Annotated in this window: 24 protein-coding genes; 11 read left to right on the top strand and 13 right to left on the bottom strand. The window is 56.6% G+C overall.

Features of this window, described 5'->3' with window-relative positions; all coding sequences use genetic code 11:
- Nucleotides 1-88 precede the first annotated feature (88 nt).
- From AC2FIP_RS00895 to AC2FIP_RS00875, 5 genes are all read right to left on the bottom strand, one after another.
- Nucleotides 89-817: a SpoIIAA family protein gene (locus AC2FIP_RS00895; protein ID WP_496784845.1), complete on the bottom strand. Its 729-nt coding sequence runs from the start codon at nt 815-817 to the stop codon at nt 89-91.
- 35 nt (nt 818-852) lie between these two features.
- Nucleotides 853-1,635, bottom strand: a complete 783-nt coding sequence (locus AC2FIP_RS00890; protein WP_496784844.1) for a hypothetical protein — start codon at nt 1,633-1,635, stop codon at nt 853-855.
- Nucleotides 1,632-2,456: a sulfite exporter TauE/SafE family protein gene (locus AC2FIP_RS00885; RefSeq protein ID WP_281971883.1), complete on the bottom strand. Its 825-nt coding sequence runs from the start codon at nt 2,454-2,456 to the stop codon at nt 1,632-1,634. The genes AC2FIP_RS00890 and AC2FIP_RS00885 overlap by 4 nt, the downstream gene beginning before the upstream one ends.
- Before the next feature lie 38 nt (nt 2,457-2,494).
- Nucleotides 2,495-3,490 (bottom strand): tRNA dihydrouridine(20/20a) synthase DusA, encoded by a 996-nt coding sequence (gene dusA, locus AC2FIP_RS00880; RefSeq protein ID WP_496784843.1) that lies wholly within the window; start codon nt 3,488-3,490, stop codon nt 2,495-2,497.
- A gap of 126 nt (nt 3,491-3,616) precedes the next feature.
- Nucleotides 3,617-4,228: a TetR/AcrR family transcriptional regulator gene (locus tag AC2FIP_RS00875; RefSeq protein ID WP_496784842.1), complete on the bottom strand. Its 612-nt coding sequence runs from the start codon at nt 4,226-4,228 to the stop codon at nt 3,617-3,619.
- A 139-nt stretch (nt 4,229-4,367) separates the two neighbouring features.
- Between AC2FIP_RS00875 and AC2FIP_RS00870 the strand changes: the two genes are divergently transcribed.
- From AC2FIP_RS00870 to AC2FIP_RS00845, 6 genes are all read left to right on the top strand, one after another.
- Nucleotides 4,368-4,832: a (2Fe-2S)-binding protein gene (locus AC2FIP_RS00870; protein WP_496705877.1), complete on the top strand. Its 465-nt coding sequence runs from the start codon at nt 4,368-4,370 to the stop codon at nt 4,830-4,832.
- A 3-nt stretch (nt 4,833-4,835) separates the two neighbouring features.
- The gene (locus tag AC2FIP_RS00865) at nt 4,836-7,022 is read left to right on the top strand and encodes a molybdopterin cofactor-binding domain-containing protein (protein ID WP_496784841.1); all 2,187 of its coding nucleotides are present in this window, start codon (nt 4,836-4,838) and stop codon (nt 7,020-7,022) included.
- Between the two features lie 110 nt (nt 7,023-7,132).
- Complete coding sequence (locus tag AC2FIP_RS00860; protein ID WP_496749499.1) at nt 7,133-8,452, top strand: glutamine synthetase family protein; 1,320 nt, start codon at nt 7,133-7,135, stop codon at nt 8,450-8,452.
- Nucleotides 8,453-8,511: 59 nt separating this feature from the next.
- Entirely contained in the window at nt 8,512-9,192 is a 681-nt protein-coding gene (locus AC2FIP_RS00855; RefSeq protein WP_142633014.1) for a type 1 glutamine amidotransferase, read from the top strand.
- Complete coding sequence (locus AC2FIP_RS00850; protein ID WP_496688525.1) at nt 9,192-10,550, top strand: glutamine synthetase family protein; 1,359 nt, start codon at nt 9,192-9,194, stop codon at nt 10,548-10,550. The genes AC2FIP_RS00855 and AC2FIP_RS00850 overlap by 1 nt, the downstream gene beginning before the upstream one ends.
- A gap of 6 nt (nt 10,551-10,556) precedes the next feature.
- Nucleotides 10,557-11,861: an NAD(P)/FAD-dependent oxidoreductase gene (locus tag AC2FIP_RS00845; protein ID WP_496749497.1), complete on the top strand. Its 1,305-nt coding sequence runs from the start codon at nt 10,557-10,559 to the stop codon at nt 11,859-11,861.
- A 21-nt stretch (nt 11,862-11,882) separates the two neighbouring features.
- On the opposite strand, the gene AC2FIP_RS00840 is transcribed toward AC2FIP_RS00845, so the two are convergent.
- Entirely contained in the window at nt 11,883-12,842 is a 960-nt protein-coding gene (locus AC2FIP_RS00840) for a formylglycine-generating enzyme family protein (RefSeq protein ID WP_496784839.1), read from the bottom strand.
- Nucleotides 12,843-13,072: 230 nt separating this feature from the next.
- On the opposite strand from AC2FIP_RS00840, the gene AC2FIP_RS00835 reads away from it, so the two are divergent.
- Entirely contained in the window at nt 13,073-14,287 is a 1,215-nt protein-coding gene (locus tag AC2FIP_RS00835) for a DegT/DnrJ/EryC1/StrS family aminotransferase (protein WP_496784838.1), read from the top strand.
- 62 nt (nt 14,288-14,349) lie between these two features.
- Here the strand turns inward: AC2FIP_RS00835 and phaR are convergent, their stop codons facing one another.
- The 3 genes from phaR to AC2FIP_RS00820 all read right to left on the bottom strand — a co-directional run bounded on the left by phaR (nt 14,350) and on the right by AC2FIP_RS00820 (nt 17,424).
- Nucleotides 14,350-14,904: a polyhydroxyalkanoate synthesis repressor PhaR gene (phaR, locus tag AC2FIP_RS00830; RefSeq protein WP_496695913.1), complete on the bottom strand. Its 555-nt coding sequence runs from the start codon at nt 14,902-14,904 to the stop codon at nt 14,350-14,352.
- 136 nt (nt 14,905-15,040) lie between these two features.
- Nucleotides 15,041-15,487 (bottom strand): phasin family protein, encoded by a 447-nt coding sequence (locus AC2FIP_RS00825; RefSeq protein ID WP_142633002.1) that lies wholly within the window; start codon nt 15,485-15,487, stop codon nt 15,041-15,043.
- Nucleotides 15,488-15,621: 134 nt separating this feature from the next.
- Nucleotides 15,622-17,424, bottom strand: a complete 1,803-nt coding sequence (locus AC2FIP_RS00820) for a PHA/PHB synthase family protein (protein ID WP_496784837.1) — start codon at nt 17,422-17,424, stop codon at nt 15,622-15,624.
- Between the two features lie 111 nt (nt 17,425-17,535).
- Between AC2FIP_RS00820 and phaZ the strand changes: the two genes are divergently transcribed.
- Complete coding sequence (gene phaZ / locus AC2FIP_RS00815) at nt 17,536-18,807, top strand: polyhydroxyalkanoate depolymerase (RefSeq protein ID WP_271947865.1); 1,272 nt, start codon at nt 17,536-17,538, stop codon at nt 18,805-18,807.
- 5 nt (nt 18,808-18,812) lie between these two features.
- Entirely contained in the window at nt 18,813-19,397 is a 585-nt protein-coding gene (locus AC2FIP_RS00810) for a DUF6151 family protein (RefSeq protein ID WP_496784835.1), read from the top strand.
- On the opposite strand, the gene AC2FIP_RS00805 is transcribed toward AC2FIP_RS00810, so the two are convergent.
- From AC2FIP_RS00805 to AC2FIP_RS00790, 4 genes are all read right to left on the bottom strand, one after another.
- Nucleotides 19,388-20,104: an alpha/beta fold hydrolase gene (locus AC2FIP_RS00805; RefSeq protein WP_496784834.1), complete on the bottom strand. Its 717-nt coding sequence runs from the start codon at nt 20,102-20,104 to the stop codon at nt 19,388-19,390. The two genes, AC2FIP_RS00810 and AC2FIP_RS00805, sit on opposite strands and share 10 nt — an antisense overlap.
- An 84-nt stretch (nt 20,105-20,188) precedes the next feature.
- Entirely contained in the window at nt 20,189-20,803 is a 615-nt protein-coding gene (locus tag AC2FIP_RS00800) for a hypothetical protein (protein WP_496692460.1), read from the bottom strand.
- Nucleotides 20,804-20,831: 28 nt separating this feature from the next.
- Nucleotides 20,832-21,812, bottom strand: coding sequence for an alpha/beta hydrolase (locus AC2FIP_RS00795; RefSeq protein ID WP_496695919.1), 981 nt, complete (start codon nt 21,810-21,812; stop codon nt 20,832-20,834).
- Complete coding sequence (locus AC2FIP_RS00790; RefSeq protein WP_496710259.1) at nt 21,812-22,561, bottom strand: alpha/beta fold hydrolase; 750 nt, start codon at nt 22,559-22,561, stop codon at nt 21,812-21,814. The genes AC2FIP_RS00795 and AC2FIP_RS00790 overlap by 1 nt, the downstream gene beginning before the upstream one ends.
- Before the next feature lie 218 nt (nt 22,562-22,779).
- Between AC2FIP_RS00790 and thrS the strand changes: the two genes are divergently transcribed.
- Both thrS and AC2FIP_RS00780 read left to right on the top strand, forming a co-directional pair.
- Complete coding sequence (thrS, locus tag AC2FIP_RS00785) at nt 22,780-24,738, top strand: threonine--tRNA ligase (protein ID WP_496784833.1); 1,959 nt, start codon at nt 22,780-22,782, stop codon at nt 24,736-24,738.
- A 221-nt stretch (nt 24,739-24,959) separates the two neighbouring features.
- Nucleotides 24,960-25,262 (top strand): BufA1 family periplasmic bufferin-type metallophore, encoded by a 303-nt coding sequence (locus tag AC2FIP_RS00780; RefSeq protein WP_142632987.1) that lies wholly within the window; start codon nt 24,960-24,962, stop codon nt 25,260-25,262.
- Nucleotides 25,263-25,317: the final 55 nt, after the last annotated feature.

The raw sequence follows: 25,317 nt of genomic DNA, 5'->3' as shown, positions 1-25,317 counted from the left end.
CTTTTTTGACCAATCGATCAAGAAAAATCCTCGCTGATATTTCTGTGCCCTGACGTAAATGTCACAGCAGGCTCAAGCCGCTGCGTTTCTACCCAGACGCAAGCCATGTTTTGGCGTTCTGAATTTCCTCGGCGGGAAAGAACTGAGTGCGTGTGCCAAGGATGTGGCTGGCGACCCGTTGGGCCAGATGTTGCCAGGCTTTGTCGCCAACAACCGCTGCCCGATCCAGATTACCAATATGCCCCCGGGCCAGCCGAAAATGCGAGGCAAGCGCCGTAAGGCCTTGCCATCCGTCAAACTTGGACAGATCAATCAGCAGGCGAAACCCCTGTTTCTCCCGCAAAATGTAGTCCAGATCGGTTTCGGCCTTTTTGAATTCTTCAGGGTCGAGTTTTCCCATCAGGCTGACCTGCACGCAGGGGCCGCCCAGATCCATAACGTGAATAGAGCCCAGAGATTCGCGCAACCATCGGCGCGCTTCTTCAATATTCGCGTGATCGAATACCTGCACAGGGCAAGGGAAAAGCGGAGCCGCAAGCCGGATACTGGTCTGAACCCAACCCTGATCCGCCACCACTCCAATTCGATCAAAGCCGCGCCAGTGGCTGAGGCCCAATTTTGTATCCGACCAAACCGCATTCAGATCGTACCCTTTGAACTCTGGCTGCACGATCGCCAACAACCGCACCGTGTCGTGTTCGGCCAGTGCGGCCTCAATCGCCGGGATCAATGTTGTGGAATAGTCCGTACCTGTCACTTCGCCGGAAAGCTCGATTTCAATCAATGCTCCGTCAGAGTTTTTGTGGACAGCAATCATTAAAAAATCCTCCAAATCTGTATAATGACAGAACGTTAGGAGGATTTGATCCATTCGGCCACACCGCCAGCGCATTCAGGCCGAAAATAGGCGATCATCCGGCCATCCGACCCAGCCTCAGCCCCGCTGCCCCATGGCGCTACCCCGTGCAGGCAGTGGCGGTGCAGCAGATAGGCCTCGCCCGGACGTGCGGGCAGTACGATGCGACGGCAAGTATCAAAGACCTCACGACGGGCAGCCTGATAAACATCTGTTATGTCCACCTGATCCAGAGTTTCCGGGCGCTTGTCTTCAAGTGCATCAGCAAATGCTACCTGCATGATCTTGTGGCTACCTTCCCAAAGAACCATCGGGGACGCATTCGCGCTGGCATCGGTCAATGGAATGCCCAGTATCCACGCATGCGGTTCCTCGACCCTGCGGCGCCGCTCCGGGCCGGACGGACGTAAGCCATCCACATGGGCTGCATCCCGCTTTGCTCGATACTGAGCAGCAGCCTCGCCCTCTCCGCGCCGGGGCAACGGGTAGCCGGGGTAAATGACCGAGACCTGGGCTTTGTGCAATGGCAACGACCCATAACGCGACACTATGAAATCCATTACGGCCCCGGTCAGAACCGGGGAACCCTGGACCCTGCCCTCGGTGTCGTTGTTCAGCGCGTCGACCCCAATGAACCAAGTCCCTTCACAGTCCAGCCAATGCGCGAATTCCGGATCCGTCGCAGAAGCGCGTGCTGCAGGCAGCGCATAAGATACCCAGTCCAGAATAGCCCGGTCGTGGGGAAATTTAACCCACCCCTTTTCCTCGAAAGAACTCAAAAACCCAACGCCTTGCGCAACATATTCAGTGCGACCAGAGTCAGGAAGACCGCGAATATCCGCTTGAGCGGCTTTGGATCCATCGCATGGGCCAACTTAACGCCCCAAGGCGCAGTGATCATGGTCATGGCGACCACAATCCCAAAGGCAATCAGATTGACGGCGCCGATGGTAAAGGGCGGGCGGTGTTCAGGGGCAATTTCGAGAAACAGGAACCCCATGACCGAGGGCACAGCGATGATCACGCCAAACCCGGCCGCCGTGGCCACAGCCCGGTGAATTGGCGTGTTGAACAAGCTCATTAACGGCACGCCAAAGCTGCCGCCGCCGATACCCATCAGAACGGATAGGAAGCCGACCGAGGGCGACAGGAGAGCGCGTTTCAGGCCCTTGGGCATGGCGTCTCCAAGCCGCCATTCGGATTTACCCAGACCAAGATAGGCGCCAATCACCATACCCAATACACCGAACAGGGCTTGCAATGCCTCGGTCCGAAGAGCGGATGCCACCATCACGCCCAACACCGCACCGATGGCGATGCCCGGACCCCAACTGCGCAGGATATCCCAATCAACGGCACCCTTTTTGTTATGGGCCAGAACCGACCGTAGTGAGGTTACGATAATCGTTGCCAGTGAGGTGGCGAGGCACAGCTGCATCAACTGCGGGCCGCCATATCCAAGGGTCTGAAACGCATAGAAAAAAGCAGGGACCAGCACGATGCCTCCGCCGACACCCAACAGACCCGCCAAAACGCCTGCCAGCGCTCCGATCACCAGCAGAAGAACCAGCATCTGAGCAAGCAACATTACTTCGGGCATCATTCCCCCCAACCGACCTTTTGCAGTATTGCCATCATTCAGGCCTCGGTCAGAGGCGCGACATGATCCAGTGCCTGCAACATAACCTCGGGGCCCGCCCCGTCATGCACCGCACCTTCAGACAGAGCCCGCCGCCAAGCCCGCGCACCCGGCCGTCCTGCGAACAGGCCCAGCATATGTCGCGTAATCTGGTGCAAGCGCCCTCCGCCAGCAAGATGGCATTCGATATAAGGCACCATTTTCCGGACAACAGCAAACGGGTCGGCGGCCTGACCGACCCCAAAAATCACAGGATCCGCTGTGGACAGAACATCTGACGGCTGATGATACGCAGCCCGCCCGATCATGACACCATCCAACCCTGCGTCCAGATGCCCGCGCGCCTGTTCCAGATCAGCAATGCCACCATTTATCGAGATGTGCATATCCGGGAATTCCGCCTTCATCCGATGCACGAGATCATAATCCAGGGGTGGAATATCCCGGTTTTCTTTGGGGCTGAGCCCTTGCAGCCAGGCTTTGCGCGCGTGGATCGTGACCCGTGTGCATCCCGCTTGCCTGATCTGGCTCAGAAACTCAGGCAATATGTCTTCGGGCTGTTGGTCGTCGACTCCAATGCGGCATTTGACCGTGACATCTACGTCCACGGCTTCGCGCATTGCGGCAACACAATCTGCAACGCGGTCCGGGGATTTCATCAGCACCGCACCAAAAGTGCCCGATTGCACCCGGTCAGACGGGCAGCCACAGTTCAGATTGATCTCATCATAACCGGCATCCGCCCCCAACCGAGCCGCTTGCGCCAGCTCGTCAGGGTCCGACCCGCCCAGCTGCAGGGCCACGGGATGTTCCTGTGGGCTGTAGGCCAGCAAATGCAGCGCCCCACCCCGAACCAACGCAGGTGCAGTGACCATTTCGGTGTACAGCAGCGTCTCGGCACTCAGCAGCCGATGCAGATAGCGACAATGCCTGTCGGTCCAATCCATCATCGGAGCGACGCTCAGGCGTGCGGCGTGTCTTACCTTGTCATTCAATGCTGAGCCCTCGTCGCACCCGGTTTCCAATCAGACGGATCGAAACCGCAAATTCCTGCCCATCGAATCGGGCAGCCCGGGGTTTAGCATATTCGAAAGAGGCCGTCCTTGTGTCTGCCAACCGCGTTACCGATTGTCGACACCGTACCGGCAAATCATCATTTCGACGCTGCGCTGAATGGTATCAGACATTTCGTCCTGACTAAGTACGGTCCCGCAAAAAACCATGGGCCAGAATGCCCTGCTCTTGATCAATCCGATGAATTCACGACCCGCGATGTCGGGGTTATCGATGCGTAGCTGACCATCCTCTGCCGCATCTTTAAGCATGGCCGAGAAGATGGCAGTTTTGTCCAATTTGCCCTGCGCGGCGACCGCAAGGTCGGGATTGCGCAAGGTTTCGCTGATCACCATACGCGACATCGCCATCACCTCGGGTGACATCAGAATGCGACCCTCGGCCCAAGCCAAATCTGTCAGTTGCGCGCGGATATCTCTGCCCTTTTCATATCTGATATCCTGAACCTCAGAGAAGCGGTTCGACAGCTCAACCACGATCGAGCGGAACAGGTTTTCCTTACTTTCGAAATACTTGTACAGTGTGCGCTTGGAGACCTCGGCCCTTGCCGAGATCCGATCCATGCTGGCTGCCGAGAACCCCTTTGCCTGGAATTCAGCTACGGCAGCCTCGATGATCTGGGCATGCTTTAATGCTTTCGGTGCGCTGAGGTCATTCATGCTCCAAAGCTATAGACCCTTTGACACGAGCCGGTCAAACGCTAGGTAAACTCCCGGGTTTACAACGCCCTGCCTCCTGCCTAAGGTAAACCCGCCAGTTTACCGATTCAGGTAGCCAGCCCAACAGGAGATCCCCCCAATGGCTTTGACATTGAAACTGAACGGCCAGACCCACACGGTTGAGGCCGAGCCCGGCACACCCCTGCTGTGGGTGATCCGGGACGAACTGAAGATGACAGGAACCAAATTCGGCTGCGGTGTCGCCTCGTGCGGGGCCTGTACCGTGCATCTGGACGGAGAGCCGGTGCGCTCGTGCCAGACATATATCGAAGATGTCGAAGGTGCCGAAATCACCACGATCGAAGCGGTGGGCGAAAATGATATCGGCGCTGCTGTCCAGCAGGCTTGGGTCGAGCTGGACGTGGTTCAATGCGGCTATTGCCAGTCGGGTCAGGTGATGTCGGCGGTCGGGTTGCTGTCCGAGAATCCAAAGCCCAGCGTTGAAGAAATCGACGATTACATGTCCGGCAACGCCTGTCGCTGTGCCACCTATCAACGCATCCGCGCCGGTATCCAGCGCGCAGCCGAAATTCTGGAGGCCTGATCCATGACCATCAACACCTCTCGCCGTAGTTTTCTGAAAGGCGCTGCTGCTACCGGTGCCGTCTTGCTGATTGGAGCCCGCCCCGATGGCGTTCTGGCTGCGGCCTCGTCCGAGACGACGCAGCTCAACCCATTTGTGAAGATTGACGCGGACGGCACTGTGACTGCCATCGTCAAACACTTCGAAAAGGGTCAGGGGCCGGCGACCGGCCTGCCGACGCTTATCGCCGAGGAGATCGGCGTGTCCATGGACCAGATCGAATACGAATTCGCGCCCTCTAACCCCCAAGTCTATAACAATCTGCTGTTTGGCCCCTTCCAAGGCACCGGCGGGTCAACCGCAATGGCGAACTCCTGGCAGCAATATCGCCAGGCGGGCGCTGCTGCCCGTGAGATGCTGATCAACGCCGCCGCCCAAAGATGGGGTGTAGATGCATCAGGCATCACCATTGAGGAAGGCATCGTCAAAGCAGACGAGAAATCTGCACCGATTGCCGATTTCGTGGCAGCCGCTTCGCAGATGGAAGCGCCGACCGAGCCACGCCTGAAAGACCCCTCGGAATTCCGCCTGATCGGAAACGAGGCCGTGCGTCGCAAGGACTCGGCAATCAAAGGCAACGGACAGGCGATGTACGCCATGGATGTCCACCTGCCCAACCAGATGGTGGCGATGATCAAACGTCCGGAGTCGCGCGGTGGTGTTGTCATCAGCTTTGACGACAGCGCCTCGAAAGAGATCAAAGGCTATATCAGCGCCGCTGCACTGCCCAATCAGGCGGGCGTTGCGGTCTATGCCGAAGATACCTGGGCGGCGATTCAGGCGCGTGACGCGCTTGAGGTCGAATGGGACATGTCAGGCGCTGAAACGCGCGACTCGGATCAGATCAAGGCCGAGATCATGGACGCGCTGAATGCCCAGCCGACCTATAACGTGAACAAGGCAGATGTTGCCACGGTTTCGGCGGCGATCGACGCGGCGGATACGGTCGTAGAAAAAACTTATTACTACCCGCTCCTCGCCCATGCTCCGATGGAGCCACTGAACTGCACAATCGAACAGACAGCAGAGGGTGACATCGTTCTGCATGATGGCGCTCAGATGCCAACCGGTCCGCACATGGCGTATCAGCAAATCTTTCAGCTGCCACCCGAGAAAATCCACATCAGAACGATGCTGGCCGGCGGGTCTTTCGGGCGTCGCGCAACACCGGATGCGGATTATCAGGTTGAGGCCGCGTTGGCCTTTGTTGTCACCGACCGCTCGCGCCCGGTCAAACTGGTCTGGACGCGGGAAGACGACATTCGCAGCGGGTACTACCGCCCGGCCTTCGGCCACAAAGTCCGTGTCGGGTTGAATGCGGAGGGGAATATCGTCGGATGGCAGCATCAGGTCGCTGGGCAGTCGATCATGAAGGGCACCCCGTTCGAAGCGGTTGCAGTGCATGACGGCGTCGACCACAGCTCGATCGAGGGCATCGCAGACAGCCCCTATGATATTCCGGGGATGGCGCTTGGACTGACCGACACACCCAAGGCCACGTCAGTCCTATGGTGGCGGTCGGTAGGACATACCCACACTGCCTATACGATGGAAACAATGATGGATTTGGCCGCCACCGCCGCGGGCCGTGACCCGGTTGAGTTCCGTCTCGCACATCTGGCGGATGCGGGTAATGCAGACCAACAGCGCAAGGCCTCAGTTCTGAAACTTGCGGCCGAGAAAGCAGATTGGGGCAACGTCCCTGCCGGTCGCGCGCAAGGTATTGCGGTGCACAAATCCTTTGGTTCTTATGTGGCTGAGGTGGTCGAAATCTCGGGCGATCCGGATGACGGCATCAAGATCGAAAAGGTTACCTGTGCTGTCGATTGCGGTATCGCGGTGAACCCCGACGTGGTGCGTGCCCAGATGGAAGGTGGGATTGGCTATGGCATCGGGCATGTGATGCGCGATCAGATCACACTGACCGGCGGTTCCGTGGATCAATACAACTTCCCGGACTACGAGCCCCTTCGGATCGGCGATATAGCAACAATCGACGTCCACATCCTGCCCTCGGCCGAGGCCCCTACGGGCGTGGGCGAACCCGGCACGCCTCCCTCGGCCCCCGCGCTCGCGAACGCAATCAAGGCAATGTCCGGGACCTTGATTGCCGATCTGCCGATGGCCGAGAACGGCATAAGCTTTGCATAAGGTCCCGACCCCGCGCCGAAAAAAACGGCGCGGGGATAATTTGATCAAATTTCGTGACAAGGCGCTTTGTGTCGATTAAACCTCGGGGTACCAGAGTGATGGAGACGCCGATGGACCTGAACGCCCTACACAGTTTTCGCGTAGCGGCCTGCGACCTTAACGGTCAGCTGCGCGGCAAACGCGTGCCTCCTTCTTATGCTGACAAGCTGAGTAAAGGTGTGGTGCGGATGCCCTTTTCGGCATTGAATGTTGATCTGTGGGGCGCGGATATCGAGGATAGTCCGCTTGTGTTTGAATCAGGCGACGCGGACGGCATATTACTGCCAACCGAGCGTGGCCCCGTCCCTGTTCCTTGGCTTGAAACCGAAACAGCGCTGGTATTGATGTCCCTGTATGACGATCAGGGCGCGCCCTTTGCCGGCGACCCTCGCCATGCTCTGACCTCGGTGCTGCAACGCTATGCCGAGCGTGGCTGGTCTGTTGTTGCGGCGACCGAGCTGGAATTCACGCTATTGGACTCATCAGGTGCACGACCGGTGCCTCCGATCAATCCTTTGACGGGGCGACGGCTGGTCGACGAGGCAGTCCTGTCCATGGCGGAAATGGATGCGTTCGACGCCTTTTTCACAGACCTCTATGACGGATGCGAGGCAATGAGCATCCCGGCTCAAACCGCCATTTCCGAAAGCGGGATCGGCCAGTTTGAAATCAACCTGAACCATCAGGACGCCATGCGCTGCGCAGATGATACGTTGCTTTTCAAGGTGTTGACTCGTGGCCTTGCACGCAAACATGGGTTTACCGCAACTTTCATGGCCAAACCCTATGCCCAGGATGCGGGCAATGGGATGCATGTCCATTTTTCGGTCGTCGACCAGGATGGGCAAAATATCTTTGACAATGGCGGGCCTGAAGGCACTGATCATTTGCGCTCGGCCATAGCCGGATGTCTGTCTGCAATGCCTGGTTCAACTCTGATTTTTGCACCGCACGGGAACTCCTACACCCGGCTTGTCCCCGGCGCCCATGCCCCAACTGAGGCATGCTGGGCTTATGAAAATCGCACTGCCGCGCTGCGCGTTCCCGGCGGCGCGCCCTCTGCCCGCAGGATCGAACATCGCGTTGCTGGTGGTGACATCAATCCCTACCTCATGCTGAGCGCCGTGCTCGGTGCGGCGCTGAACGGCATCGAGGACGGAACTGAACCGCCAGCTCCGATCACGGGCAACGCATATGAGATCGACGGCCTGCCGCAACTCGCTGGCGACTGGGCTTCAGCCATCACCGCCCTTGAAACCGATCCGCAAGTTGCGCGCATCTTTCCCGCCCCGCTGATCAGCAATCTTGCCATGACAAAGCGACAAGAGATCCTGCGCTTTGACGAACGCCCACCCGAGGAGCATTGGCTAAGTTATCTCGAGGCGGTTTGAGCCCCCTTGCCCGCTTCGTTCTGCTCAGCTAGAATAAATTTGATCAAATTTGGTGACCCATGAAAATCGGTATCCTTGTAACCGGCCACCCCCCTGACGAATTGCACGATCAGTTCGGTGAGTATGACGGCATGTTTCGCGCGCTGCTGGATGGCAACGGCTTTGAGTTTGTGACCTATGCGGTTGTCGACGATCACTTTCCGCAAAGTTTTGACGATGCTGATGGATGGATCATCACCGGCTCGCGCTATGGCGCCTATGAGGACCATGCCTGGATTCGCAAGCTCGAAGCGCTGATCCGCGACATCCATCAAAGCGGCAAACCACTGATCGGCATATGCTTTGGTCATCAAGTCATTGCGCAAGCCCTTGGCGGGAAAGTTGAAAAGTTCAAACAGGGCTGGGCCGTGGGGCGGACGGACTACGATTTGGACGGACAGACCGTCACTTTGAATGCCTGGCATCAGGACCAGGTGGTAGAGCTGCCCGCCGGTGCACAAGTAACCGGTTCGAACGCCTTTTGCCAGAATGCCATGCTGGCCTATGGCGACACGATCTGGACCGTTCAGGCCCACCCGGAGTATGGCGACAGCTTCATCGAAGGGCTGATGGACACACGCGGCAAAGGTGTCGTTCCAGACAATCTGATGCAGGCCGCCGCCGACCGTCTGCCCACCCGCGACGACAGTCCGAAGATCGGACAGTTCATGGCAGAGTTTTTGAAGAAAGAGAGGGCCTGATGGCCGATTGGACAGAACAACTGCCACAGGCAGCCCGTACCTATTTTGAAGGTCACCGATTGGATGAGGTCGAGTGCATCATCTCTGACCTGCCCGGCATCGCGCGCGGGAAAGCGGTTCCGGCCACCAAATTTGCACGCCAGTCCTACTTCCATCTACCCGATAGTATCTTTTACCAGACTATCACCGGGGACTGGGGCGAAGCCGCCGGAGAGGACGGCTTCATTGAACGGGACATGATCCTTAAACCTGACTTTTCGACTGCTTCCGCTGCTCCTTGGACGGGTGACTGGACGCTGCAGGTGATCCACGACGCCTATGACCGGGACGGAGAGCCGATCCCGTTCAGCCCACGCAACGTGTTGAAGCGCGTCGTAAAAATGTATCACGACAAAGGCTGGAAACCGATTGTCGCGCCAGAGATGGAGTTCTTTCTGGTCGCCCCCAATGTCGACCCCGCGCAGGGGATCAAACCGATGATGGGCCGTTCGGGTCGTCCTGCGGCCGCGCGGCAGGCCTATTCGATGACCGCGGTGGATGAATTCGGCCCGGTGATCGACGACATCTATGACTTTGCCGAGCATCAGGGATTCGAGATTGACGGCATCACCCAGGAAGGCGGCGCCGGACAGCTTGAAATCAACCTGCGCCATGGTGATCCGGTCAAGTTGGCAGATGAAGTGTTTTATTTCAAACGCCTGATCCGCGAAGCCGCGTTGCGACACAACTGCTTTGCGACCTTCATGGCGAAACCGATTGCGGATGAGCCCGGATCGGCCATGCACATCCACCACTCGATCACCGAGATCGAAACCGGACAGAATATCTTTTCCGGACCTCAGGGCGGCGAAACGGATGCATTCTATAACTTCATTGCAGGGCTGCAAAACCACTTGCCTGCAGGCCTGGCAGTCATGGCACCTTATGTGAACTCGTACCGCCGCTATGTGAAAGACCATGCCGCGCCGATCAATCTGGAATGGGCTCGTGACAACCGCACGACCGGCATCCGTGTTCCCCTGTCCGGCCCCGAGGCGCGGCGCGTTGAAAATCGTATCGCAGGCATGGATTGCAACCCTTATCTGGGCATCGCCTTGTCGCTTGCCTGCGGCTATCTCGGCCTGACCCAGCAGGAACGCCCGCGCCGTCAGTTTTATGGCGACGCCTACGAAGGTGACGGTGATATCCCGCAGGTCATGGGCAATGCGCTGGACCTGTTCGACGAGGCCACCGCCCTGCACGAAGTGCTGGGTCCGGAATTTGCCCGCGTCTATGGCATTGTCAAACGTGCCGAGTATGAAGAATTTCTACAGGTCATCTCTCCGTGGGAGCGTGAGCACCTGCTCATGAACGTTTAAGCCGCGATGAATCTCCTCTATTCCAACGACCGCAAGGCCGAGTATCCGGCCAGCTGGTATGCCGCGACGGCCAACACGCTCGACCGTTTTCCAGCGCTTGCTGGGGATACCAAAGCTGATGTCTGTGTGGTCGGTGGCGGCTATACTGGCCTGTCCGCCGCGCTGCATCTGGCCGAGGCCGGGTTCGACGTCGTGCTGCTTGAGGCGCATCGCGTTGGTTTCGGAGCGTCAGGCCGCAATGGCGGGCAGCTGGGCAGCGCCCAGCGGATGGATCAGGAAGACCTTGAACGCCTGGTCGGCGATGACGATGCCGCCAAGCTGTGGGATCTGGCCGAAGATGCCAAGGATCTGGTCAAATCGCTGATCGAAAAGCACAAAATCGACTGTGATCTGAAACCGGGCGTGGCGGTTCTGGGCCTCAGCGCCGGGGATCAGAAAGACCTCCACGATCACGCCGCGCATCTGTCGGCGCGATATGGCTATGACCATATGGAGCTGCTGGACGAAGGCGCGGCGCATGGCTTGTGCCCATCCCCAACCTATCGCGGAGGTTATCTGGACATGGGGGCGGCCCATCTGCACCCGCTGAACTTTGCCTTGGGGCTGGCTGATGCCGCAGCCAAGGCCGGCGTGCGCATCTTTGAGGGTACCGAAGTCACCGGGATCGACGAGACCGATCCGGCCATCGTGCAAACCCCACAGGGAAAGGTGACGGCCAACCACGTCATATTGGCCTGCAACGGGTATCTCGGCGATCTGAACGGCAAGGTGGCGTCGCGCGTCATGCCGATCAACAATTTCATCGCCGCGACCGAGCCTTTGGGCACCGATGCCGCCCGCGTCCTGACCCGGGATGTCGCCGTCGCCGACACCAAGTTTGTGGTGAACTATTTTCGCCTCAGCGCCGACAACCGCCTGCTATTCGGCGGCGGGGAAAGCTATGGCTACCGTTTCCCGACAGATATCGCCTCCATGGTGCGCAAACCGATGATCGAGATTTTCCCGCATCTGCGCGATGTGAAGATCGACTATGCGTGGGGCGGTACTCTGGGCATCACCATGCGGCGAATGCCCTACCTGACACGGGTTGCCCCGAATATCCTGTCAGCCTCTGGCTATTCGGGTCACGGTGTTGGCACAGCTACACATGCCGGGCAACTGATGGCGATGGCCATTCAGGGCCAAGCCGAAGGGTTCGACACCATGTCCCGCGTACCCGCCTTGCCCTTTCCAGGCGGCGCAGCCCTACGCAGCCCGTTGCTAGTGCTGGCGATGACATGGTTTTCCCTGCGGGACCGGCTGGGATTCTGATTTCGAGATTGTCAGAGAAACTCACTTAAACTCTCTCAGGATACGAAAGCCCGTCAATTTTGACCGCCAATCAATGCCCGCCCCACCGCGACTTGCAGCGCGCGAAAAATCCATAGCAAATGGATAAGAACCGCCTTTTACAACCCGCCTGTGACAATCGACTGATCTTGCCATCTCTAAGTGCTGGCTGGAAGTCGACCAACCCGGGTGCGTCGCTGTCCAGCAGGACATCGTTTTTTCCCCGACATTCCCCGACATATGCCGAAGACCCCAAGCATTGGAGGCATCAAGTTCATCAACGCGAACTGGGTAACCGCGCCACACTAAATCCTGCCGCTTTTCACCAATCATCTCTTCTGTCGGTTTGGCATGGAAATTGGCCTGATCCGTCGTAACTTCCTCTCCTTGCGCAAAAGGAGTCTGCGTTCCGGCACGGGCGGCATATTCCCATTCGGCTTCCGTTGGTAAGCGGTAAGCATCTATCCCGAGTTTTTTGTTCAGCCAATCCGTGTAAGCCAAAGCATCCAAATAAGACACATCATTCACTGGATGATTGCCCGTAAGTTCTATGCGCTCAAAACTATCGCCGATTACAAAATCTTCCGGCACATATTTGCTACATCCCCCATCTTCAACGCAGGCCATCCACTCATCACGGGTAACCTCGTTACGCCCCATGGCAAAGGACAGATCTATCCTGACGCTATGAACCGGACCTTCACGATGCGCGATATACGGCTCTTCCGGTGTCGCGGGTCGGCGCCCTTTTTCATCCCAATGAAAGTTTCGTTTCGATTCTCCCGGCGGTCCACCCATCATGAACTCACCCAAAGGCAAGACAATCATCTCAGGGCAAACATCGCATTCCTGAAACATCTCAAGCGGCGCAACTTCAGTGCCATCCGACAGAAGATAGTCTGCGTGAACCGCCGAAGCGAAAGTTGAAAGCGCGCCCCAGAGGGCCAAACGAATGATAGTCAATGCAGTGATCCAACCCATCATACGAGAGCAACGTCAAAGAAGATCCATTGCCACCTTACTTCCCCCAAAGCTGCAAGTTCAAAAGAATTTCCCGCTACGCAGGGTAAGCCAACCTGTGTCTCTCTGACTACGACAGAATAGTGAAATTTCGCCACCCTGAAGATTAAGGGCTTGGATTGACACTTCATTAGCTTTATCTTTCCCAAAGATAGAATTCAGGAATGCCAAATATGACGCTGCCTCCGAACGTCCATGACGCCGAACCCATCCCAGCGGTCGCCCGCGACGCCATTGATGCCCTGATGCAGTCAGGCGACCTGTTCCGCTACACTGCGCCGCAGGACGCTCCGGTTGCGCTGCTCGAGTCGGAATTCGCGGAACTGCTGGGCACGAAATACGCGCTGGCTGTATCGTCCTGCTCGGCGGCACTGTTCCTGTCGCTCAAGGCGCTGGGTTTGCCGCGGGACGCGCGGGTGCTGATACCGGGCTTTACCTTTGCGGCGGTGCCCTCATCGGTCATACATGCGGATTGCATCCCCGTATTGTGTGAGGTGGGTGACAATTATCGCATCGACATGGATGACTTTGCCGCCAAACTGGATAACGTGCAGGCCGTGATCATTAGCCATATGCGCGGACATACTTCGGATATGGACGCGATCATGACTCTGTGCAGCGCGCGCGACATTCCGGTGATCGAGGACGCAGCCCATTCGCTGGGGACAACTTGGCATGGCCGCAATATTGGGACGATTGGCAAGATCGGCTGTTTCTCGTTTCAGTCCTACAAGATGATCAATGCGGGCGAAGGTGGCATTCTGATAACCGACGACGCTGATCTGGTGGCGCGTGCCGTGATCATGTCCGGCGCCTACGAACATAACTGGAAGAAACACAAAGGTCCGCGTGGCGACAACTCATCGGAACTCGAAGAGGCCTTTGGCCGCTGGCAGAACCAGTTGCCGCTGTATAACCTGCGGATGAGCAACCTGAGCGCTGCAGTAATCCGTCCCCAGATGCCTGAATTGGCACGCCGTGTCCGCGATGGGTTGCAAAACCACGACTATGTGGCAGAGCGCCTGAACTCATCGCCCTATATCAACGTGCCTGCCCCGCTGGTGCCAGAGCGCCGGGCGCCGGACTCGATCCAGTTCAATCTGGTTGACCTAAGCGATGATGATATCCGCGCCTTTGCCGCAGCATCCGAAGCACGCGGGGTGAAAGTTCAGGTATTCGGCCTGAGTGAGGACAACGCCCGTGCCTTTTGGAACTGGCAATTCCTGCCGGAACAGACCGAGCTGCCACAAACGCGAAACATGCTGATGAAAGCTTGCGACGTGCGCCTGCCTGTACGCCTGACAGGCGCGGAACTGGATGTGATCGCTGATATTCTGTTGGCTTCAGTAGGGGAAATTACCGCCCCGAAAATCGCATTTGGAACCTGAACAAGCTGAATTCAAACGAAAAGGCCCGCCAGCGGCGGGCCTATTTCATTGTGTGGACAAATTCAGTTCAGTTTAGACAGCTTTTGCTGCAACTCCGCCAACTGCTTCTTGATGTCGTCCAGATCCTCACTCGACTGGGGTTTGGCCTCGCTATCCGTTTCCGAACCGGACCAACTGCCGGAAATGCCGCTGGTCATCGCCTTCAGAAATGCCTTTTGCTGCGCTTGCAGTGCTTCGAAACCCGGAATCTGGGTCATCGGATTCATCGCAGACATGTTTTCCATCATTTTGCTTTGGCTTTCGCGCAGCATTTCGAACGAGCTTTGCAGGAATTGCGGCATCACTCCTCCGCCCGGCAACATATAGCTGCGCACAAGATCGTTCAGCACGTTCACCGGCAGGACATTCTCACCGCGGCTTTCATGCTCGGCAATGATTTGCAGCAGATATTGCCGTGTCAGATCATCCCCAGTCTTCAGGTCTATGATCTGAACTTCGCGACCGTCACGTATGAATGCCGCAATATCTTCGAGCGTGACATAGTCACTGGTTTCAGTGTTATACAGCCGACGGCTGGCATATCGTTTGATTAGCAACGGTTTTTCTTGTTCTGACACCGTCTACCCTCCCCAAGGAATGATGCATTGCAGCAGAGATTATGCGAGTGCAGAACAAAAAGAAAGGGCAGGTCTTTCGACCCGCCCAACGCGATTGCACCAAATGGGAGGAGTGGGTGCGCCTCGCTATCTTACCTTACTTGGCGCCAGCTGCTTTTTTCGCAGCAGTGGACACGTCGTTGGTTGCTTTTTTGACAACGGCAGTTGCGTCTTCTGCAGCGTTTTTGCCAGCAGCCATCAGCAGCTCAACGGTTTCCGACTGAACTTTTTTCGCAATTTCAGCGAAAGCAGCCAGGTTTTCAGCAGCAACTTCAGCCGACGCGCTTGCGTAGTCGGTTGCAGCTTTTGCGTAATCTGCAGGGTCAGATTTCGCTTTCGACATATCGGACAGTTTGGCCAGGGTTTCCTTGGTCCATTTGTTCGAAATCTCAGCCGATTTCTCAGCCGCTTCCAGAGCAACGCCCGACAGCTTTTCGTTCAGGGTCGCGGTGGTGTTGAACGCACCTTCCAGAGCAGTGGTGTCAACAGGGAATGCACCCATCATGTCTTTCAGGGTCGCGGTAAAGTCTTGAGTCTTTGCCATTGTCCAAATCCTTTGCTTGCCGATCCGGGCCAACCCCGGGCTTCATCAGCTTGAGGATAATATCGTTGCTGCATCGCAGCATTGCAAGTTTTTTCTTGCTGCACTGCAGCAATATTTTTGTAAAATGTTAAAAATCAATCTGTTGCCTTCACCAAAACATAGGTTCCTGGTGCCTCGGCCAGGGAAGCGTATCCCGAATCGCCCACTTGGCGCGCGGGGATTTGCTTGCCGGATCTCTTCTTCAGCCAAGCTTCCCACTGCGGCCACCAGGACCCTTTATGAAAATCGGCCTCTTTCATCCATGCATCGGCATCCGCATTCAGATCAGGGTTGGTGTAGTGGCCGTATTTCTTCTTGCTCGGCGGGTTCACGATGCCTGCTATGTGACCGGATTCCGAAACGACAAACGTCTTCGAACGTGACCCCATCTGCTGCACACCCCGATAACAATCTTTCCAGGCGGCGATATGGTCGGTTTCACAGCTGATGGCCATCAAAGGAACATCAACGTCGCGGATATGTAGTTTGTGCCCAAGCAAATCGAAACCGTCGGTCACAAATTGATTTTTCTGACAAAGCCCCCGCAAATACTCGATTGCCATTTTGCCCGGAAGATTTGCGCCATCCCCGTTCCAGTAGAGCAAATCAAACGCCGGAGGGGTCTCGCCCATCATATAGCTTCGAATGGCGGGGCCGTAGATCAGGTCATTCGATCGCAGGAACGACATGGTACGACCTATGACCCATGCTCTTAGGATACCGTCTTTAGTCACTTGTTCTTGAATGCCATCGACAAAGTCATTCTGTAGGAACGGCGTGAATTCCCCCTGTTCACCGAAATCGGTCAAGGTTGTAAAGAAGGTCGCCGATTTGATGGATTTGTCGCCACGCTGTTTCATCAGGGACAGGGTCAGGCTCAACGTGGTGCCGGCAATGCAATATCCTACCGCATTGACCTGCTTGACCTTACAGATCGACTTGACGGTCTCGATGGCGGTCAGAAATCCCTCTTCGACATAGTCGCCCATACCGACCTCGGCATGAGAAGCATCCGCATTTACCCAACTCACAACAAACAGGGTATAGCCCTGCTCGGTCACCCATTTGATGAGGCTGTTCTGCGCCTTAAGGTCCAGAATATAGTATTTGTTGATCCAGGGCGGAAACAGAACGATCGGGGTTTCGTGTACGGTCTCGGTCGTGGGTTTGTACTGGATCAACTCCATAAGCCTGTTGCGATAGACCACGTCGCCCGGAGTTGTCGCGATATTCTCGCCAAGCTTGAACGCGGATTCATCCGCCAGTCTGACAACCATTTCACCATTATTGGCTTCTAGGTCCGCAACTAGATTCTCTAGCCCTTTGATCAGCGATTGCCCTTCCGTCTCGACCGCCTTTTCCAGCGCGTCGGGATTGGAGGCCAGGAAATTCGTCGGAGACATCAAGTCAATGATCTGTTGCGAAAAGAAATGCAGCCTCTGCTTGTCCTTGCCGTCCAGATCGTCGACCGAAGCAACCGCCTGCGCGATTGCATCGGCGTTTGTCTGATACTGCTGGCGAATAAACCGGAAATAGGGGTTGGTGTCCCAAAGAGGGTTTGAGAACCGTTTATCCTTGGGTCCGGGTTCGCTGTCCTCGACCCCGCCGGCGGCCAGCGCCTGCTGAGCCTCAGCAAAGTTCATAACGGATTGTCCCCAGAAAGCGACCTGATGTTCCAGAAGCTTGGCGGGATTCTGCCACGCTTCGGCGAAATACGAAGTTGCTGCTCTTGCGAAAAGATCTTGATTCGGACCGTCCAACGCGGGAGTGTGCGCCTCTTTGCCAGCCATCACATCGATCAGCCTTTTCGACAGTTCTTCGACTTTCGTCATATTTTCTCTAATCCGTTCAAGGTGTTCCTCGGACAGCTCTGGCGCGTTATCTTCACTTGTTGTCATTTTAACAATTCCACCCTAACCTCGCTGCTATGCAGAATAACGTCGTGGGCGTCGGGGGGCAAAGCGACGAATGGTCCGAATTATCAGGCTGACACTCAGGAGGCCCATTTCATGCGCTACATGATGACCTACGATCTGATGGAAACGATGCGCAACACCAATCAGTGGATGGGTGCTACGGCAAGTGCCATGGCTTCTTATCCGCTGTTTTCGATGGTGCCCAACCCTGCGTTCAGCATGATGGCCGCCTGGGGCGAGGTGACTGAGCGGACGTTCCAGCGCATGGTTGTAAAACCCGACTGGGGAATCCGTACATTCACTTGCGAAGACGGCAAGGATCATCTGGTCGATATTGTCCCGGTGATCGAACGCCCTTTTGGTGACTTGATACATATTCGTGTCAATGGCCGCGCCGAACAGCCCCGCAAGGTGCTGTTGGTAGCCCCGATGTCTGGACATTACGCCACTTTGCTTCGGTCCACCGTAAAAAGCCTCTTGGTGAATTGCGAAGTTTATATCACAGACTGGCATAATGCGCGCGATATCCCCGTGTCCGAAGGTAAGTTTGATGTAGAGGATTATACACTTTACCTTGTCGATTTCATGAAAGAATTGGGACCGGACACCCACGTTGTAGCCGTCTGCCAACCGGCGCCGCTGACTCTGGCCGCCACAGCCTATCTGGCCGAGGTCGAACCCAAAGCCCAACCCAGCACGCTGACATTGATCGGCGGACCTGTTGACCCGGATGCCACACCTACCGACGTGACTGATTTTGGCCGCCGCGTGACAATGGGGCAGCTGGAAGAAACCATGATTCAGCGCGTCGGCTTCAAGTATAAGGGCGTCGGGCGCATGGTGTATCCCGGCCTGCTGCAGCTGGCCTCGTTCATGTCGATGAATTCGGACCGGCATTCTCAGGCGTTTTCCGAGCAGATCCAGAGGGTTATGCGGGACGAGGCTTCGGATCACGATGCCCATAACAGATTCTACGATGAATACCTCGCCGTCATGGACATGACCGCCGAGTTCTACCTTTCGACCGTCGAACGTGTCTTCAAAAACCGCGAAATCGCGCGCAACGAGTTTGTTGTTGCAGGGCACAAGGTGGATATCGGCAAAATTACAAACGTTGCTGTCAAAACAGTCGAAGGTGCGAATGACGACATCTCGGCCCCTGGCCAGTGCATTGCTGCGCTCGAGCTGTGTACAGGGCTGCCGGATTCGAAAAAAGCCAGCCATGTCGAACCTGGCGCAGGTCACTATGGCATCTTCGCCGGCCGCAGCTGGCGCGACAATATCCGCCCATTGGTGATCGAATTTATGAACGCCAACGCCCGCAAACCCTCGCGCAAAGCGGCCAACCGCAACAAAGTGGCCTAACGCCGATGGGAAAGAAAGTCGCCAAACAGACGGCTTTCGCCTGCAACTGTGGAAAACTCTTTGGCAGCATTACAGCCAGAGGCGTTCAGTACGGAACGCATGTAGTCTGCTTTTGCCGTGATTGCCGGGCCGCGCAGATATATTTCGGGCAACCGGATCCTGCGCCGGAACCGGTGGGCATTTTCCAAATGGCCCCTGAAGAAATCAGGATCGACGGCGGCATCGAACACCTGGCCGCGATGCGCCTTGGCCCCAAGGGGATGCTGCGCTGGTATGCCAGCTGCTGCAATGCACCGCTGGCGACGACATCAAATACTCCAAAATTTCCGTTTGCGGGCTTTGATGTGAAACGAGTTTCCGATCCGGACTGTTTAGGGCCGGTTACGACCCAAGGGTTCATTCCGCAGGCCGATGGAAAACACAAACACAAGCGACTGGGTTACGCTGTCGCCGGGATTGTTACGCGGGTACTAAAATCCCGGCTTTCTGGCAGCTGGAGGGACACCCCGTTCTTTGATCAGAATACGGGCCAGACGATCTCAACCCCGGTCATTCTAAGCAAAGAACAGCGTAAAGCGCTCTACACGTAATCCAGCGCAGGCTTCACGCTGAGCCAGGTCTTCAGCGCCTCGGTGACATTTTCAGGCGATTCCAACGTAGGCAAATGTCCTGCATCCTTGATGACGTGCAATTCTGCATTTGGGATCAGGTCCGCCATGAACGCATGCCTTCGCACCGGAACAACTGTGTCATGCGCCCCGCATAGCACCAAAGTCGGGGCCGTGATCCGGCGCAGGTTGCCCTGCTGGTCCGGGCGACGCTGCAGCGCGCGAATCTGACGCTCGAACACCTGCGGGCCCAAATCCAACGCCATCGAGATGACATCAGCAAGAATGGGAATACGTCGAGGCCCCGGGGCCAGCGAATCCGATCCAATCAGCCGACGCATCACTTCCTCTAACCGACCCATCTTGGCGGCGACCAACAGCTCCTCCCGCGCGGCTGCGGTCTGGGGCGATTCCGAATGCGCATCCGAAGCCATCAGACACAAGCGCGACACCCTCTCGGGTGCATATCGGACAATTTCCAAAGCGACTACTGCGCCCAGGCTTAGGCCCGCCAATGCAAAGCGTTGTGGCAACTGAACCAATAGGCCCCGCGCGATCTCTTCAATCCGTTCAGCAGTCGAAACCGAAGCGACCGTCACGGCGCGATCACGTGACAGGGCGCGCATCTGATGCTCAAATACCCGCGCATCACACATCAAACCGGGCAAAAGAACCAACGGCTCGATCAAACAACGCCTCCTTTGGAAAAGTCACTCAAATCGTCGTCATTAGTTTCAGGATGAGAGGTTTTGTATGGTTCGGCAAGTTAAAGTTCAGGGGTAGCGGATACTGCGAAAAGCGGGGAAGTCCGCATATCGTTTTTGCCGCTCAAGGTCACCATCGCCAGGCGCGCCTCCTGGGCGCAGAAGGCAGCCCCGCGGTGCAATATAACTGTCGATGCGCTTATAAGGCACAGGCCTCCAGACCAGATTGAAAGCACAGAGTTTTGGAAAGAACCAGATTTCGGAATATTCAAGATGGTCGTGCATCCACCACGCCAAATCCCGCCAATCCCGCCCCGCCTCATATTGATCCGCAAACCATGGGATCACGATCGATGCCCCGGCAATCCGATCATCACCCACAGCGCGATCCCAGATGTGACATTCAAGCGGGTTATCATTTCGCGCGCAATTCAGCCGGTTTTCATTACCGAAATGGTTCAATGATGCCGAGCGATAGCCGGATCGTACGGCAATCCGGCCAAAGGTCTCCTCAAGCGGGTCCAGCAGGGTTTCGCAAAGCGCCTTTCCGGTTTCGATGGCAAGGTCGGGATCGTCAGGAAAATTCTGCTTTTCGTGAAAATTGCCTATTTCCGAATACAGAAAATCGCGCATGAAAAAATGACGGGACAGACGCACACGACCGAGGGTTTCAAGGCTCCACATACTGCCTGGTCTGCGCATTATTTCTTCCTCACTCGATCCCCAAGGTTTTCAGCCATCTCAGGATACCAGCCACCACTTCGTCGGTCTGCCCCGGAGACATCAACCGCCCGGCGATCACATGGGAATTAGGATCGTCCCCGGGCCCCATTGTTACCAGCTCAACCGACGCAGGGGCGCCCCATGCCTTGGCAATCTCGTGGGTCAGGTCGGCACGCACGACCTGATCTTCATTCGAGAACCAGAACAACGCGGGAACCTTTGCGTCTGAAAAATCCAGCGCATAGACCACATCCACCAGCACTGTCATCGGCACCACAGCCTGCCAAGGGTAGACCGCCGACCAGAATTTGTTCATTTCCGGGTTCACCCCTGCGACGCCCCGGGTTTCACCCATCATCAGGGGCAACCAAATGCGCGCCCAAGGCAATCCGGGTATCCATGCTCCGGCCGCTTTAACGCCGAAATTCGGAGAAACAAATACGATCCCTGCAACGTTTTGGCTCAGCTCTTCATTCAGTGCGGCCGCCGCTGCCAACGTGCCGCCGGTTGATGTCGAAATCACCACGACCTTATCCCCAACCGCCCGTGCAGCAGCCAGCCCTTCAGCAAGATCCTGCATCCAACCCGAGGCCGTCGCCTCACCCATTGCATCCCCGCCGCGACCATGACCCTGCAGCCGCGTGTAGACCAGATTGGCGCCCAACGTTTCGGCGAGCAGATCGGGAACCGGTCGGATCTCTTCGGATGATGCCGAAAACCCGTGCAGATATAGAATCGAAACAGGTGTTCGCTGCTCTTTATAGCCCTCTTGCCAAATAACTCGCTTTTCGACCCCCGGAATGATGTCGGCGAATGCAGATTCCACACTTTCGAAATAGACCTGCACCCCTTCACCGAATTTGCGCGCGTCAAATGTTGGGGCCAGATCAACCTTCTCACGCGGGCCAAGCCAATAGATCAGGCCAAACGCAACGATCAATGTCAGAAAAACGCGACCCAATATCCGCATTATTGGGCTGCCATCACATCGAGAACGGCTTGTTCGATCAACCCAAGGCATGGGCCATCCGAAAAGCGATGATCGGCGTGCTTGATCAATGACAGGCGCATATCGGGCCCGAACGCATGTTCAATCAGGCGCACTGCTGTTCCGGTTGAAACCGCTGTGTCTTCGGTACCTTGCAAAAACCGCACGGGAAAAGGCATATGCAGAGGCTTGCGCAGAACCAAATGTTGGCGACCATCTTCGATCATCCGTTTGGTCACGATGTATGGCTCCATATAGTCCGAAGGCAGCTCGACATGGCCAACAGTTTCCAGTGCCTGTTTCTGGTTTTCCGAGAATGAAGCCCAATACCCGTCCTCAGTAAAATCCGGTGCAGCAGCGATGGTCACCATTCCCTGAATCCGATCTGGCAGCGCTTTGGCCAACAGCAGCGCCTGCCACCCCCCCATGGACGAGCCGACTACAATCAGCGGTCCATCCGTCAATTCCGTGATCGCGGCCAGCGTATCCTCATGCCAGTCACCAATGCATCCTTCTTCGAACGTGCCCCCGCTTTCACCGTGACCTGAATAGTCGAACCGCAGAAATGAATGGCCACGCCCCTTCGCCCAGGCCTCCAAATGCACCGCCTTGGTGCCCTCCATATCGGATTTGAGCCCGCCCAGAAACACAATGGTTGGCCCGGTGCCCTCGCTTTTGTGATAGGCCAGCCGCCGTCCCTGCGCCGTTTCCAGAAAATTCGTCGCTGCCATGACACCCTCTTTTCTTTTTCCGACATCATGCACGCCCCACCCCCAAGTGCAATTCCAAGATCCCCCTTCATCTGGCAAAAAAAACCTCAGGGAGCGCGAGGGGCTGGCCCCTCGCGCCGGCCCTTGACAGGTCCACCACCACCTGACAAATGAAGCGAACACAACATAACCCGCAACCGGGCGTTCAGTGGGCGCCAAACCGACGAGGAGAGCCAGCCATGGCCTTGGACGCACAGTCAATCTCTCTCACTTTTCCTGACGGCAATGCACGATCCTATGACGTGGGTGTAACCCCTGCGCAGGTGGCCGCCGACATCTCGACCTCACTGGCCAAAAAGGCCATCTCAGCCACGGTGAATGGCCAGCATTGGGATCTGCAATGGCCCATTGAATCTGATGCCGAAATCGCCCTGCACACCATGAAAGATGAAGATCAGGCAAACGAACTGATCCGCCACGACCTGGCTCATATCATGGCCCGCGCCGTGCAGGAGATCTGGCCCGATACCAAAGTCACCATCGGCCCCGTCATCGAAAATGGCTGGTACTACGACTTTGACCGGGTCGAGCCTTTCACACCCGAAGATCTGGGCAAGATCGAAAAAAAGATGAAGGAAATCATCAATAAACGCGACGCCGTGACCACTGAGGTGTGGGATCGGCAACGCGCGATCGATTTCTATAACAAAAATAACGAGCCTTATAAGGTCGAGCTGATCGACGCCATCCCCGGGGATGAACCTTTGCGCATGTACTGGCATGGCGACTGGCAAGACCTGTGTCGCGGTCCGCATCTGCAGCATACCGGCCAGGTTCCGGGCGATGCGTTCAAGCTAATGAGCATTGCTGGCGCCTATTGGCGCGGTGACAGCGACCGTGCGATGCTGCAACGCATCTATGGCGTGGCTTTTACCGGCAAGGAAAAGCTAAAAGCGCACCTGCACATGCTGGAAGAGGCTGCCAAGCGTGACCACCGCAAGCTGGGCCGCGAAATGAACCTGTTCCACATGCAGGAAGAGGCTCCGGGCCAGATCTTCTGGCATCCGAATGGCTGGAAGATCTATACCACCCTGCAGGACTATATGCGCCGCATGCAGGAACGTGACGGCTATGTCGAAGTCAACACACCGCAGGTTGTTGACCGCAAATTGTGGGAAGCCTCGGGCCACTGGGACAAGTATCAGGAAAACATGTTCATCGTCGAAGTCGACGAGGAACATGCCCGTGAAAAGGCCGTGAACGCCCTTAAGCCGATGAATTGTCCCTGCCACGTGCAGGTGTTCAATCAGGGTCTGAAATCCTATCGCGATCTGCCTCTGCGCATGGCCGAGTTTGGGTCTTGCGCGCGGTACGAACCCTCTGGCGCGCTGCATGGTATCATGCGGGTGCGCGGCTTTACCCAGGACGATGGGCATATTTTCTGCGCCGAAGATCAGATCGAATCTGAAACTGCAAAATTCATCGCGTTTCTGTCGAAGGTCTATGCCGATCTCGGTTTCCATGATTGGACCATCAAGCTCTCGACGCGCCCGGAAAAACGCATCGGGTCGGATGAAAGCTGGGATCTGGTCGAAAAAGCCCTGGGTGACGCCTGCAAGGCCGCAGGATACGACTATGAGCTTCTCGAAGGTGAAGGCGCCTTCTACGGACCCAAGCTTGAATTCACCCTGACCGACGCGATCGGCCGTACTTGGCAATGCGGCACCCTTCAGGTGGACCCCAACCTGCCTGAGCGGCTGGACGCCAATTTCATTGGCGCGGACGGATCGAAGCACCGCCCCTTCATGCTGCATCGTGCAACGCTGGGTTCGTTCGAACGGTTCATCGGCATCCTGATCGAAGAACACGCGGGCAAATTGCCCTTCTGGCTGGCCCCGCGTCAGGTCGTGGTCGCTTCGATCACCTCCGAGGCTGACGGTTACGTGCAGGAAGTGGTTGAGACACTCAAGGCCGCAGGTATCCGAGCCGAGGCGGACATCCGCAACGAAAAGATCAACTATAAGGTTCGTGAACACTCGGTCGGCAAAGTTCCGGTCATTCTGGCCGTCGGTCACCGTGAAGTTGAGGACCGCACGGTCAGTGTCCGTCGTCTTGGTGAGAAACAGACACAAGTGCAGCCGCTTGAGGCTGTAACAAATGAACTGTCGCGGGCCGCTACGCCGCCCGACCTGCTGTAACAATCAGCGGCAAATTGCACAAAATCCGGCCCTCTCTGAGGGGCCGGATTGAAACATTTGCGTTTTATCTCTTCTAAAACAAACTATTAGTTTGCAAGATGTCATGACAGTCATTGACGGGCTCGTGAGACACAGGCTCGTGAATTCAACTGTGACCTGCAACCCATTACCTTTGTCATTGTCGAACACAGACATACGCAGTCATCAAAAGGATAACCGAGATGTCGAACACCGCTAAATCCCTTGTCATCGCAAGCGCCGTAGCCGCAGCCGTTTCAGGCATGGCCACAACCGCATCCGCACAAGCCAAAGAAAAGTGCTATGGCGTTTCTCTGGCCGGTCAGAATGATTGTGCCGCCGGTCCTGGCACCACGTGCGCGGGCACCTCGACTGTTGATTATCAGGGCAATGCCTGGACGCTGGTAGATGCCGGCACCTGCGCCGATATCGACCTGCCTCAGTCAGCTGACGGCGCTGCCCGCAAGGGATCGCTCGAGCCGCTGGAGCGCGACCTGCCGGCATAAGCCTGAGTTTTTGCCAAATCTGAGGGGCGGGCAAGAATCGCCCGCCTCTTTTTTC

Source organism: Ruegeria sp. CDSB114, assembly GCF_059611025.1.
This window is presented reverse-complemented; position numbering and strand designations above follow the sequence as displayed.